The sequence below is a fragment of the Pseudomonas lini genome, assembly GCF_964063345.1.
In the GTDB taxonomy this organism is placed as follows: Bacteria; Pseudomonadota; Gammaproteobacteria; order Pseudomonadales; family Pseudomonadaceae; genus Aquipseudomonas; species Aquipseudomonas lini_B.
The window spans coordinates 683227-695832 of record NZ_OZ061318.1; the positions used below are offsets into that span (position 1 = coordinate 683227).

Annotated in this window: 12 protein-coding genes; 8 read left to right on the forward strand and 4 right to left on the reverse strand. The window is 59.6% G+C overall.

Annotated elements, in window-relative coordinates; translation table 11 throughout:
* The first annotated feature begins 98 nt into the window (after positions 1-98).
* Positions 99-878, forward strand: a complete 780-nt coding sequence (locus AB3226_RS03135) for a hypothetical protein (protein WP_367371974.1) — start codon at positions 99-101, stop codon at positions 876-878.
* Positions 875-1513 (forward strand): transposase, encoded by a 639-nt coding sequence (locus AB3226_RS03140; RefSeq protein ID WP_367371975.1) that lies wholly within the window; start codon positions 875-877, stop codon positions 1511-1513. The genes AB3226_RS03135 and AB3226_RS03140 overlap by 4 nt, the downstream gene beginning before the upstream one ends.
* 68 nt (positions 1514-1581) lie before the next feature.
* On the opposite strand, the gene AB3226_RS03145 is transcribed toward AB3226_RS03140, so the two are convergent.
* Positions 1582-2826, reverse strand: coding sequence for a M20/M25/M40 family metallo-hydrolase (locus AB3226_RS03145; protein WP_367371976.1), 1245 nt, complete (start codon positions 2824-2826; stop codon positions 1582-1584).
* Positions 2827-3042: 216 nt separating this feature from the next.
* Entirely contained in the window at positions 3043-4116 is a 1074-nt protein-coding gene (locus AB3226_RS03150) for a diguanylate cyclase (RefSeq protein WP_367371977.1), read from the reverse strand.
* 207 nt (positions 4117-4323) lie between these two features.
* Here AB3226_RS03150 and AB3226_RS03155 point away from each other — a divergent pair, with 207 nt between their 5' ends.
* The 5 genes from AB3226_RS03155 to AB3226_RS03175 all read left to right on the forward strand — a co-directional run bounded on the left by AB3226_RS03155 (position 4324) and on the right by AB3226_RS03175 (position 10736).
* Positions 4324-5250: an alpha/beta fold hydrolase gene (locus tag AB3226_RS03155; RefSeq protein WP_367371978.1), complete on the forward strand. Its 927-nt coding sequence runs from the start codon at positions 4324-4326 to the stop codon at positions 5248-5250.
* Positions 5251-5447: 197 nt separating this feature from the next.
* Positions 5448-6947 (forward strand): glycolate oxidase subunit GlcD, encoded by a 1500-nt coding sequence (gene glcD, locus AB3226_RS03160; protein ID WP_367371979.1) that lies wholly within the window; start codon positions 5448-5450, stop codon positions 6945-6947.
* Entirely contained in the window at positions 6947-7996 is a 1050-nt protein-coding gene (glcE, locus tag AB3226_RS03165; RefSeq protein WP_367371980.1) for a glycolate oxidase subunit GlcE, read from the forward strand. Before glcD ends, glcE begins: the two co-directional genes overlap by 1 nt.
* Position 7997: 1 nt before the next feature.
* A complete protein-coding gene (gene glcF / locus AB3226_RS03170; protein WP_367371981.1) occupies positions 7998-9215 on the forward strand; it encodes a glycolate oxidase subunit GlcF in 1218 nt (405 codons plus the stop codon).
* Positions 9216-9344: 129 nt separating this feature from the next.
* On the forward strand, positions 9345-10736 hold the full coding sequence (locus AB3226_RS03175) for a VOC family protein (protein ID WP_367371982.1): 1392 nt from the start codon (positions 9345-9347) through the stop codon (positions 10734-10736).
* 160 nt (positions 10737-10896) lie between these two features.
* Here AB3226_RS03175 and AB3226_RS03180 read toward each other — a convergent pair whose 3' ends face one another.
* Together AB3226_RS03180 and AB3226_RS03185 are read right to left on the reverse strand one after the other, a co-directional pair.
* Positions 10897-11574, reverse strand: a complete 678-nt coding sequence (locus AB3226_RS03180) for a type 1 glutamine amidotransferase domain-containing protein (protein WP_367371983.1) — start codon at positions 11572-11574, stop codon at positions 10897-10899.
* A gap of 18 nt (positions 11575-11592) precedes the next feature.
* The gene (locus tag AB3226_RS03185; protein ID WP_367371984.1) at positions 11593-11859 is read right to left on the reverse strand and encodes a hypothetical protein; all 267 of its coding nucleotides are present in this window, start codon (positions 11857-11859) and stop codon (positions 11593-11595) included.
* A gap of 116 nt (positions 11860-11975) precedes the next feature.
* On the opposite strand from AB3226_RS03185, the gene AB3226_RS03190 reads away from it, so the two are divergent.
* On the forward strand, positions 11976-12494 hold the full coding sequence (locus tag AB3226_RS03190) for an Hcp family type VI secretion system effector (RefSeq protein ID WP_367371985.1): 519 nt from the start codon (positions 11976-11978) through the stop codon (positions 12492-12494).
* Positions 12495-12606 lie beyond the last annotated feature (112 nt).

The window sequence follows — 12606 nt, forward strand, 5'->3', positions numbered from 1 at the left end:
ACGGGCTTGATACATAAAAGTCACCCACCTCAATAACAACAACTGTACGACTCTATCCGCTCATCATTAAAAACCATAAAAATAAAGGCGAATTTTTCGTGATAAAAACCTTGCTCAGCACTGACTTGACGCCTTCACAACTTATTGCCCGCATCAAGACACTGAATATGACTGCCGAAGTAAAAAAACTGGCAGACCCATTACCTAAAAAGACAGCACGGGCTTTTGATTCGTCTCACGGTGCGGAAATCCTGAGACTGACAAACACTCATACTGGAACGTTGACATTACATTGCAACAAAAGTGGCAATATCAGCCTCAAGGCACCTGATAGCGCACCGGCGTCTGAACAACTCTATTCCGTACCCGGCAACAGTGTTTTATTTTCGATCAACGCAGAACCGTTTCCCCTTCAACTTTACGAGCTCGAAGATGAACATCTGACTCGCGCAGAGCTGGTCATCGTAGATGCCGGTAACCCGTTGTTCATCGACGGCACGCAGACCCTGTTCGACAGTAATGCGCACGGCACTGGACACTCCGCATTTATCGGCAGTCTTAACTTTCCTGACAAGAGCGCCGACATTTACGTCTTTGATCGCGTGTCATTGCAAAAAACTGCCTGGTTCCCTCATGACGACAGCGCCGCCCGCTACCTGGTCAGCCTGGAGTTGCTGGAGGCAGCCCAAGATCCCGGAGCCGGCAAAGTGGCCGAAGAACTGATTTATCACTATCACCCCGCCGTCGCATGGAAGGCGTTCCAGATGATTCATCTGGTAAATCCCGCCGCAGCGCTGGTTTATGCGCCTCTTTTAAGAAACCTGCAAAACACTCGACTCAATAACTTACTGGATCAGCACGTGGGTGAGATGGCATGAAATTGGCCACCTTTGTTGAACGCATGGACACGTACGACCTCCATCAAGACAAATCACACATCATCGCTGACCTGCGCGAACTCGCCACCAACAGAACATTGCTGAGCGAACACCTTCACAACACCCTTCAACGTGACGGGTACAGCATCAAAAACAGTTTGTATAACGCCTATGCCTTTGTGCTGCATTACTCGGATGCCTATACCGTCCGTCTCGGTTTCTGGGCTCCGGTGTCTAGCCGGGACGAAAGCGAAACGTTTATCTACAACTTGAACCACACCCACGATTTCGAGATTTACGCGGTGGGTTACAGCGGCGATGGCTACACCACCATCCAGCGCAAAATCCTCGATCAGACGCCATTAAGCGCCGGCATTCGTCCTCCCCTGGGCGACGAAACAACACTCAAACTCGCCCAAGACGAAGTGATGCACATGCAACCTTATTACGAAGTGCATCGACAGCTACCACCCCGGGACATGTCCTCTTCACTAAGCCTGATCATTCATGCGCCGCCAACGACCAGTGCTCAGGCCTGGTGTTTTGATGAGGACTACTTGCCCACGTATCCCGGCATCGCAACGCAGGAGACAGCGTTTTACGAACACACGTTGTCATTGCTGGGGGCCCAGTAGCCTGAACAGGAGGTAGGCACGGTGACGTCCCGATATGAAGAATATTCGTCACCCTGCCTGCTCCCGAATCAACGGGCCTTAGCCAACTCCATAATCATCCGCGACAACAGATAAATCCTCGGCGCTACGCTCTCGACTTCGGCATATTCCTCCGGCGTATGGATATTCCCGCCGACAATCCCAAACCCGTCCAGCGTCGGTGTACCCACCCCGGCCGAGAGGCTGGCATCCGCCGCCCCGCCGCTGCCTTCCTCCGTCAACTTGCGGCCAATTTCGCCATAAATCCCTTGAGCCATGGCCATCAAGCGATCTGACTCCGCCGTTTGCGGCATCGGCGGTAAGCCGCGTTTAAGGGTGGTAGTGACTTCAGTCTCGGGAATCAGTTTGTCCTTGGAAACCCGTGCCAGATCCTTTTCGATCCGGTCGAACTCTTCCGGCACCGCTGCCCGCACGTCAGCCTTGGCGGTGGCCTGATCCGGAATCACGTTGGTGCGGTCGCCAGCGTTAAGCACGGTGAAGTTGATGGTGGTTTTCTTTTCTGCATCGCCCAGTTTGCCGAGTTGAAGAATCTGGTGCGCGGCTTCCATGGCCGCATTACGCCCCAGCTCCGGCGCGACGCCGGCGTGAGATGCCTTGCCTTTGACCTCGACCATGGCGGTGGCGCTGCCTTTGCGCCACACCACCAAACCATCCGCCGGGCGACCCGGTTCGAGGTTGAGGGTCACGTCGTGGGCCTTGGCGGTTTTCTTGATCAGGTCGGTGGCGACGTCCGAGCCGGTTTCTTCGCTGGCGTCGAGCAAAAAGGTGATCTGCGCGTAGTCCTTGAAATCGAGGTTTTTCAGGACTTTCAGCGCGTAGATCCCGGCGACGATGCCGCCCTTATCGTCCATCACGCCCGGCCCGTAAGCCCGGCCGTCCTTGATCTGGAACGGGCGCGCGGCGGCCGAACCTTCCTTGAACACGGTGTCCATGTGCGCCATCAGCAGGATTTTCGCCGTGCCGGTGCCTTTGAGCGTGGCCAGTACATGGTTGCTTTTGTCCGGGGAGTTGGGCACGAGCTCGATGGTGGCACCGAGTTTCTTCAACTCTTCGATGGCGATGTCACTCACCTGGGTCAGGCCCGGTTCATAACCGGAGCCGGAGTCGATGTTCACCAACCGTTCCAGCAGTTTCAGGGCTTCACCCTTGTACTGTTCGGCATCGGCGAGGACTTGTTTATGGGGTTCGGCGAAGGCTGCGGGGGTGAAGGCGCCGAGGGCGAGGGTCAGGCCGAGGCTGGTGGCCAGGAGGGAGCGAGAGCGTTTGAACGTCATGAATCGATCCTTGTTTCGTGTCGGGGGTCGAAAATACCCTACCTGACTACGACGCAAGGCTCTACACCGGATGCGACCCACACAAACCCGATTGACCACACATCCCCTGTGGGAGCGGGCTTGCCCGCGATAGCGGTCTGACAATCACAGAGATGTTGAATGTGCCGCAGTCTTCGCGGGCAAGCCCGCTCCCACAGGGGTTTTGTGGTGATTAGGTTACACCGAATCGAGCAACTCTTTACGCGGTTTACCGTCGCCGTGGCAAATGACGCGGTTGCGGCCGGTGGTCTTGGCTTCGTAGAGCGCCTGGTCAGCGTCATTGAGCCACAGGGTCGCGTCGTCGTGGGCCGGGTTGAAGGCCGCCAGGCCGATGCTCAAACTGACTTTCAGCGCCGGGTTCTGCTCGTAACCCAGCGTGGCGAAACGATCACGCAGCGCATCCATCGCCACGGCGGCGCGGTCCAGCGGCAGGTCCGGCAGCAGCACGCAGAATTCATCGCCGCCATAACGCCCGGCGACATCCGCCGCCCGCAGGTTCTGCTTGAGCATTTTGCTCAAGCGACGCAGGACGATATCTCCGGCGACATGGCCGTAGGTGTCATTGATAATTTTGAAGTGGTCGATGTCGATCAGCGCAATCGCCCCGCCCTGCTGCTGGCGTTGGCAACGCTGAAACTCGATTTCCAGCTGATCTTTCCAGGCACCGTGATTCAGCAATCCGGTCAGGCTGTCGGTGCGACTCAGGGCCAATAGTTCGCGCTTGTGTCGGCCGAGGGTGTGGGCCTGACGGAAGCAGATCCAGCCCAGGGACATCGGATAAATCGACAGCAAAGGCAAGCAGGCGTACAGCTGAAACGGGCTGGTTTGCGGGACAAAAGTCGGCATGAACACCAGCAGCCCGATGCCGATCCCGAGCATCTGCGCAACAGCGCCCACCAACAGAAAACGCAAACCACCGATAGCCACGTTGTGCATCGCCATCATCGACAGCGTTGCCGCGCTGGGCAGCGGATTGAACTGCATGGCGGCCACCCAGAAACCGCCGAGAAACGCGTCCACCAAAATGTTGCGGTGTTCGGCGTGGTAAGGAATTTTCGCCCGGCGCGCCCATTGATAGGCCACATGCGGCCAGAGCAGCCCATTGATCAGCATCACCCCCCAGACCCAAGGCGCCGGGTTGAGTGGATACATTCCTGCGCCGACGCACAATAATCCAAGGGCCAGCCCCAGGATTCGCGACCCATAAAGCCTCCTGGCCAGTGAAAGTCCCTTTCCTCCCTTTTTTTCCATAGCGGCCTCTGTACCACTGAACGGAGCCTGACAACACACGGGGTGAAAGTGTGTTTGAAGTCTATCAGGGCGACGGCAAATAGCCATCACCGGTTGGCGGTCTGAATTGCCCGGCCTCGCCATGAGCTGAGTGCCCAATGTTTGGTCTATACATGAAGGGAGGGATCGATAAACAACCTGCCCTAATCACTGCAAAGGAATAGCCTGATGCTTTTGTTGGTTGTCACTATCGCCGTCTTCGTGGCCTGGAGCTGGTTGAGCTACCCGACCATCGGTTACTGGCTCTATGACTTGAACATGGCGCTGGAGGCCCGGCTGTACCGGTTACACAAGATCGTCGTGCCGATCACTGAAATGACCGTCTCGACCTGGCAAGGCGGGCCTTACGAAGCCTCCAGCAGTGTGCTGATGCTGCACGGCTACAGCGCCGACAAGAACATCTGGCTGCGTTTCGCCCGGCATTTTGTCGACGACTACCGGGTGATTATTCCTGACCTCGCCGGGCATGGCGAAACCGGCTTCAAGGCCGGCGGTGGCTATGACATTCCGGTCCAGGCTAAACGGTTGATCCAGTTGCTCGATATCTGTGGGGTCGAAAAGGTACATGTGATCGGCAACTCCATGGGCGGTTACATCGCGGCGTGGCTGGCGGCCAACTACCCCGAGCGCATCATCTCCCTGGCGCTGCTCGACCCGGCCGGCGTCACCGCCCCGGAGCCCAGCGACATGGAGCGACACCTGGCCCGCGGGCACAACCCGTTTTTGATTCATTCCCGGGAAGAGTTCCAGTATTTCTACGCCATGACCATGGTCTCACCGCCATGGGTGCCGGGGATCGTGCTGGACGCCGTCGCTCAACGCTATGAACAGCAGCGCGACGAGCTGGAAGAAATTTTCAGGGACTTTCACGCCAGCCCGCCGATGGAGCCGAAACTGCCCGACATCAAATGCCCGGCGCTGCTCCTGTGGGGGCGCAAGGACCGTTTGATCGACGTCAGCAGTGTGCCGGTCTGGAGCAAGGGCATTGCTGATCTGCGGGTGGAAATCTGGGACGGTGTCGGTCATATGCCGATGGTTGAACAACCGGCCAATACGGCGCGGTTATATCGAGAGTTTTTGGGAAAGAAAAACTGATGAGATCCCTGTAACAAGCCCTGATCACAATCCCTGTGGGAGCGGCGGTGCGGCGATCCGACTTGCTCGCGAAGGCAGTGTGTCAGTCGACATCAATGCTGGATGTGCCGCCGTCTTCGCGAGCAAGCCCGCTCCCACAGTTCGCACCTTAACTGACTGGCATTGGGGCAAGTTCCCTTGTCATTGAGGTTCGCTCGATGAACATTCTTTACGACGAACGCATCGACGGTGTTCTGCCCAATGTCGACAAGGCTGCATTACTAAAAGCCTTGCAGCAGGAGGTGCCGGACCTGGACATCCTCTGGCGCGAAGAAGAACTCAAACCCTACGAATGCGACGGTCTCTCGGCCTATCGCACCACGCCGATGCTGGTCGCCCTGCCCCGGCAGCTGGAACAGGTGCAGGCGCTGCTCAGGCTCTGTCATGCCCGGAATGTACCGGTGGTGGCGCGCGGAGCCGGCACCGGGTTGTCCGGCGGTGCACTGCCGTTGGACAAAGGCGTGTTGCTGGTGATGGTGCGGTTCAACAACATCCTGCACATCGACCCCGCCGCCCGCACCGCACGGGTTCAGCCGGGGGTACGTAACCTGGCGATTTCCCAGGCAGCGGCGCCCTTCGGCCTGTATTACGCGCCGGACCCGTCCTCGCAAATCGCCTGCTCCATCGGTGGCAACGTCGCGGAAAACGCTGGTGGCGTGCATTGCCTCAAATATGGCCTGACCGTGCACAACCTGCTGAAACTCGACGTATTGACCCTTGAAGGCGAACACCTGACCCTCGGCGCCGATTCGCTGGACGCGCCGGGCTTCGACTTGCTGGCGCTGTTCACCGGCTCCGAAGGCTTGCTGGGGATCATCACCGAAGTCACGGTCAAACTGCTACCCAAACCCCAAGTCGCCAAAGTCCTGCTGGCGAGTTTCGATTCCGTCGAAAAGGCCGGCCGCGCAGTAGCCGAGATCATCGCCGCCGGGATCATTCCCGGAGGCCTGGAGATGATGGACAATCTGGCGATCCGTGCCGCCGAAGACTTCATCCACGCCGGTTACCCGGTGGACGCCGAGGCTATCCTGCTGTGCGAACTGGACGGTGTCGAAGCTGATGTCCACGACGATTGCGAACGAGTCCGCGAGGTGCTGCAACAGGCCGGCGCCAGTGAGGTACGCCAGGCCCGGGACGAAGCCGAACGCGTGCGGTTCTGGGCCGGGCGCAAAAACGCCTTTCCGGCGATCGGCCGCCTCTCGCCGGATTACTACTGCATGGACGGCACCATCCCCCGCCGCGAATTGCCCGGTGTGCTCAAGGGCATCGCCAGTCTGGCGCAAGAATATGGCTTGCGCGTGGCCAACGTTTTCCATGCCGGTGACGGCAATATGCACCCGTTGATCCTGTTCGACGCCAACCAGCCCGGCGAACTGGAACGGGCCGAAGCCCTCGGCGGCAAGATCCTCGAACTGTGCGTGAAAGTCGGCGGCAGCATCACCGGCGAACATGGCGTCGGCCGGGAGAAAATCAATCAGATGTGTGCGCAGTTCAACAGTGACGAACTGACGCTGTTTCACGCCGTCAAAGCCGCGTTCGACCCAAAAGGCCTGCTCAACCCCGGCAAGAACATCCCGACTCTGCACCGCTGCGCGGAATTCGGCGCGATGCACATCCACGCCGGGCAACTGCCGTTTCCTGACCTGGAGCGTTTCTGATGCCGGACTTCGATGCCAGTGAAGCCCTGCTGGAGCAGGTCAGGCAGGCGCGGGAGAATGCCACGCCACTGCGCATTCAGGGCGGCAACACCAAGGCGTTTCTTGGCCGCGAGGTTGCAGGCGAAATACTCGACACCCGCGCCCATCGCGGCATCGTCAGCTACGACCCGACGGAACTGGTGATCAGCGTTCGCGCCGGCACGCCGCTGAGCGAACTGTTTGCCGCACTGGACGCAGCGGGGCAAATGCTGCCCTGCGAGCCTCCATCGTTCGGCGAAGGCGCCACTGTTGGCGGGATGATCGCGGCGGGGCTGTCCGGGCCACGGCGCCCGTGGTCCGGTTCAGTGCGCGATTTTGTCCTCGGTACGCGGGTGATCAGCGGCCTCGGCACCCACCTGCGCTTCGGCGGCGAAGTGATGAAAAACGTCGCCGGCTACGACCTCTCGCGCCTGATGGTCGGTAGTTATGGCTGCCTCGGGGTGCTGACCGAAGTCTCGCTCAAAGTGCTGCCCAAACCCCGGCAATGCCTGAGCATCAGCCTGGACATCGACTGCGCCCGCGCCTTGGAAAATCTGGCGCAATGGGGCCAGCAACCGTTGCCCATCAGCGCCGCCAGCCACGATGGCCAACGTCTGTATCTGCGGCTGGAAGGCGGCGAGGGTTCGGTCACTGCCGCCCATAAACGGCTCGGCGGCGAGCCGTTGGACTCCGGTTATTGGGCCGACCTGAACGAACAACGACTAGACTTTTTCAATGAGGGCTTGGCGCTGTGGCGCTTGTCATTGCCTAACAACCTCGGGCCTCTGGACTTGCACGGTGAGCAACTGATCGACTGGGGCGGCGCGCAACGCTGGTTGAAATCCGCGGCTGACAACATTCAGTCGCGGGCCCTTGAACTCGGCGGCCACGCCACCTGTTTCAGCCATGGCGTCAGCGAAACGCCCTTCCAGCCGCTGGCCCCGGCGCTGCTGCGCTATCACCGGCAACTCAAGGCGCAACTGGACCCGCAAGGGCTGTTCAATCCTGGGCGGATGTACGCGGAGTTTTAGCATGCAAACCAATCTCAGCGAACAGTCCAAACGACTGCCCCGCGCCGAAGAAGCGGACAAGATTCTGCGCACCTGCGTGCATTGCGGGTTCTGCAACGCCACGTGCCCGACCTATCAACTGCTGGGCGACGAACTGGACGGGCCGCGCGGGCGCATCTACCTGATCAAGCAAGTGCTCGAAGGCGCCCCCGCCACGGCCAAAGCCCAGTTGCACCTGGATCGCTGCCTGACGTGCCGCAACTGCGAAACCACTTGCCCGTCCGGGGTGGATTATCACAACTTGCTGGACATTGGCCGCGCCGTGATCGATCAAGCGGTGCCGCGCCCGACCAGTCAGCGGTTGTTGCGCCAAGGGTTGCGGGCACTGGCGCCAAATCCGAACCTGTTCAGGACTTTGTTGCAAATCGGCGCCACATTCCGGCCGTTGTTGCCACGGGGCATTGAGGCGAAGTTGCCTCACGACCTACCCGCCGCGGGCGAGCGCCCTGCTCCTCGGCATGCTCGTCGGGTGCTGCTGCTCGAAGGCTGTGTGCAACCCGGTCTGTCGCCGAACACCAATGCCGCGACCGCGCGGGTGCTGGATCGGCTGGGGATCAGCGTAATCCCGGCGCCAGACGCCGGTTGCTGTGGCGCGCTGGACTATCACCTCGACGCCCAAGCCATGGGCCTGAACCGCGCCCGACGCAACATCGACGCCTGGTGGCCGCACCTGGAAAACGGCGCCGAAGCCATCGTGCAAACCGCCAGCGGCTGCGGCGCGTTCATCAAGGATTACGGGCATCTGCTGGAGCGCGATCCGGTCTATGCGACCAAAGCCCAGCGGGTCAGCGAACTGGCCCTGGACCTGGTGCAAGTGTTGGCCGATGAACCTTTGGAACGGGTTTGCGCCGCCACCGACCAGCGAATCGCCTTCCATTGCCCCTGCACGTTGCAGCATGCGCAGAAACTCGGTGGCGCGGTAGAAGCCGTGTTGATGCGATTGGGCTTCAATCTCACGGCGGTGCCCGACAGTCATTTGTGTTGCGGCTCGGCGGGCACCTATTCGATCACCCAACCGGAACTGGCCCGGCAACTGCGTGACAACAAACTCAACGCACTGGAGAGCGGCCACCCCGAGGTCATCGCCACCGCCAACATCGGCTGCCAGAGCCATCTCAACAGCGCCGGACGAACGCCTGTCAGGCACTGGATCGAACTGGTGGACCAAGTGCTGCAATAACCGAACACTTCTGCATTAGAAGAACAGTCCTTGGCAGAATGAAGTTCGTCAGAAACTTCGTTTGTCGGCGCCGCCGAAGACTGCGATCTTTTCCGGCATCCGTTACGTCACTGCGCCAGGAAACTTTTCATGAGCCATCCGAACTTCGTCAGCCCTGACCTGATCCGCCAACGCTTCTCCAAAGCGATGTCCGACATGTACCGCGAAGAAGTGCCGCTGTACGGCGCGCTGATGGAACTGGTGGAGCAGACCAACCGCCACGTGCTGGACAGCGATTCGCAAATCGCCCGACAGCTGATCAGTACCGGCGAAATCCAGCGGCTGGACCTGGAACGTCATGGTGCGATCCGCGTCGGTACCGCCGCTGAACTGGCGACCCTCGCCCGCCTGTTCGCGGTGATGGGCATGCAGCCGGTGGGCTATTACGACCTGACCCCGGCCGGCGTGCCGGTGCATTCCACCGCGTTCCGTGCCGTGCATGAGGCGGCGTTGCAGGTCAGCCCGTTCCGGGTGTTCACCTCGTTGCTGCGCCTGGAGCTGATCGAAGACGCCGAACTGCGAGTCTTTGCCCAGTCGGTGCTGGACACGCGCTCGATCTTCACCCCGGCGGCATTGGCCCTCATCGAACGCGCTGAAACTCAGGGTGGCCTGACCGAATATGAAGCGCAAGATTTCGTCGCACAAGCCCTGGAAACCTTCCGTTGGCACCACAGCGCCACTGTCACCGCCGCGCAATATCAGCAACTCAGCGCCCAGCATCGACTGATCGCCGACGTGGTCGCGTTCAAAGGCCCGCACATCAATCACCTGACGCCACGCACTCTGGACATCGATATCGTGCAGGCGCAAATGCCCGCCCATGGCATCACCCCGAAAGCGGTGATCGAAGGCCCGCCCCGCCGCCAATGCCCGATCCTGCTGCGTCAAACCAGTTTCAAGGCGCTGGACGAGCCCATCACCTTCACCGATCAAGCCCAGACGCGTGGCAGCCATAGCGCCCGCTTCGGTGAAATCGAGCAACGCGGCGCGGCGCTCACCCCCAAGGGCCGGGCGCTTTACGACCGCTTGCTTAACGCGGCCCGGGATGAACTCAAGGACTTCCCCAACGAAGCCAATGCCGCACGCTACAACGCGCTAATGACGCAGCACTTCGGCGAATTCCCTGACACCGTCGAAGCCATGCGCCAACAGGAATTGGCGTACTTTCGCTACTTCGTGACGGAAAAAGGCCTGGCGGCGGAAGAACTGAAAGGCGCGTCGCTGGAAGATTTGCTCACAGGCGGCTATGTGCGGGTTGAACCGCTGGTGTACGAAGACTTTCTGCCGGTCAGTGCGGCGGGGATTTTTCAGTCGAACCTGGGGGATGCGGCGCAAACCCACTATGGCGTGCATTCGAACCAGCAAGCGTTCGAAAAAGCCTTGGGAAGGTCGACGATTGATGAGTTGGGGTTGTATGCGCAGACGCAGCGGCGGTCGATCGAGGAGTGCTGCAAGGCATTGGGATTGCCGAGTCTGACTTGACCAGTCAAATGCACTTTGTGGCGAGGGAGCTTGCTCCCGCTTGAGTGCGTAGCACTCACAAAATCTCCGCTTGTACGCAGAGTTTTGGGGCCGCTGCGCAGCCCGGCGCGAGCAAGCTCGCTCGCCACATAAAAATTTTTGACCCGCAGGCTATCCGGGATTAACCCAGCTTCGCCAACAAAGCCTTGGCGGTCGCTTCCGACGAGGCCGGGTTCTGACCGGTCAGCAACAGACCATCCGCAATCACGTAACTCGCCCAGTCATCGGCCTTGGAGAAAAGACCACCGTTGGCCTTGAGCATGTCCTCCACCAGAAACGGCACCACATCCGTCAACTGCACAGCGGCTTCTTCGGAGTTGGTGAAGCCTGTCACCCGCTTGCCTTTGACTAACGCCTGACCGTCCGCATCCTTGACGTGGCGCAACACCCCCGGCGCATGACAGACCGCCGCAACCGGTTTACCCGCGTTGTAGAACGCCTCGATCAGCGCAATTGAAAAGGTGTCTTCAGCCAGATCCCACAACGGGCCATGCCCGCCTGGATAGAAAACAGCGTCATAGTCCTCGGCCCTCACGGTGCTCAGCACTCCGGTAGAGGCCAATGCGGACTGGGCAGCGGAATCCTTGTGGAAGCGATCGGTGGCGGCGGTTTGCGCGTCTGGCTCATCGCTTTTAGGGTCCAGCGGTGGCTGGCCGCCCTTGGGTGAGACCAGAGTCAGCTGCGCGCCAGCATCCTTGAAGGTGTAATACGGAGCGGCGAATTCTTCGAGCCAGAAGCCGGTTTTCTTACCGGTGTTACCCAATTGATCGTGGGACGTTAAAACCATCAGGATTTTCATGTCGTTCTCCGGTCGATGTCAGGATTGTTCAGTGATCTCGGCGCTGGGTTTGACCATCGGACAGCGCTGTTCGTTGCGCCCATTTTCGGGGTGAAGGCTCATGGCCTTGATGCGCAAAAAGTTGCGCAACTGTCTCGGGGAATAGTCCCCCCAGCGACGCTGGACGCCAGGTTTATCAGGCCCTCCAGCCGAGTGCGCAAGAAGTTGCGCAGTGCTGCGCAACTTCTTGCGCACCTTTTCAGCTGATCCTTGCCGAAAACCCTTTCGGCGCTGGATAAATCGCATCAACCACCTGATTTATATAGCGTTATTCATTTCTGGCACGGACCTTGATAACAGTCAGGCACCCACCGGGCGATACCGCCTCCCGGGCACCCTAACTTTTAGCAAGGAGCACCTCCATGGCTACACCAGCGTACATGTCCGTTACTGGCGAGAAACAAGGCCTGATCACTGCCGGCGCGTTCACCGCCGACTCCGTGGGCAACACCTACCAGGAAGGTCACGAAGACCAGGTCATGGTTCAGGCTTTCAGCCACGACGTGATCATCCCGCGCGACCCACAGTCCGGCCAACCGACCGGTCAGCGTGTACACAAGCCAGTCGTGATCACCAAGGTCTACGACAAGTCTTCGCCACTGCTGCAAGCGGCATTGACCTCCGGCGAGCGCATGAGCGAAATCGTTATCCAGTGGTACCGCACCTCGGCTCAAGGCACCCAAGAGCACTACTACACCACCAAACTGGAAGACGCGATCCTCGTCGCCATCAACAACAAAATGCACAACTGCCAGGATCCGTCGAACTCGCACTTCACTCACCTGGAAGAAGTGCAATTCACCTACCGCAAAATCACCTGGACCCACGAAGTATCCGGTACTTCGGGTTCCGATGACTGGCGATCCCCGGTCGCTGGCTAAGTCTGGCCGACCGTTTCAAGCATCGGCCGGCTCTGCTGGTCGATGTTGTTTGCGCCCTCCAAGAATTCTAGCGTCCGCAAGCCCCCCGGGTGCCGCGAACGCCGCTGCACTG

Excerpts from the sequence above, each read along its gene's own strand:
- AB3226_RS03145 (WP_367371976.1), bottom strand. The coding sequence starts at position 2,826 with ATGACGTTCAAACGCTCTCGCTCCCTCCTGGCCACCAGCCTCGGCCTG.
- AB3226_RS03190 (WP_367371985.1), top strand. The coding sequence starts at position 11,976 with ATGGCTACACCAGCGTACATGTCCGTTACTGGCGAGAAACAAGGCCTG.
- glcE (WP_367371980.1), top strand. The coding sequence starts at position 6,947 with ATGCCGGACTTCGATGCCAGTGAAGCCCTGCTGGAGCAGGTCAGGCAG.
- AB3226_RS03150 (WP_367371977.1), bottom strand. The coding sequence starts at position 4,116 with ATGGAAAAAAAGGGAGGAAAGGGACTTTCACTGGCCAGGAGGCTTTAT.
- glcF (WP_367371981.1), top strand. The coding sequence starts at position 7,998 with ATGCAAACCAATCTCAGCGAACAGTCCAAACGACTGCCCCGCGCCGAA.
- AB3226_RS03140 (WP_367371975.1), top strand. The coding sequence starts at position 875 with ATGAAATTGGCCACCTTTGTTGAACGCATGGACACGTACGACCTCCAT.
- AB3226_RS03185 (WP_367371984.1), bottom strand. The coding sequence starts at position 11,859 with ATGCGATTTATCCAGCGCCGAAAGGGTTTTCGGCAAGGATCAGCTGAA.
- AB3226_RS03155 (WP_367371978.1), top strand. The coding sequence starts at position 4,324 with ATGCTTTTGTTGGTTGTCACTATCGCCGTCTTCGTGGCCTGGAGCTGG.
- glcD (WP_367371979.1), top strand. The coding sequence starts at position 5,448 with ATGAACATTCTTTACGACGAACGCATCGACGGTGTTCTGCCCAATGTC.
- AB3226_RS03175 (WP_367371982.1), top strand. The coding sequence starts at position 9,345 with ATGAGCCATCCGAACTTCGTCAGCCCTGACCTGATCCGCCAACGCTTC.
- AB3226_RS03180 (WP_367371983.1), bottom strand. The coding sequence starts at position 11,574 with ATGAAAATCCTGATGGTTTTAACGTCCCACGATCAATTGGGTAACACC.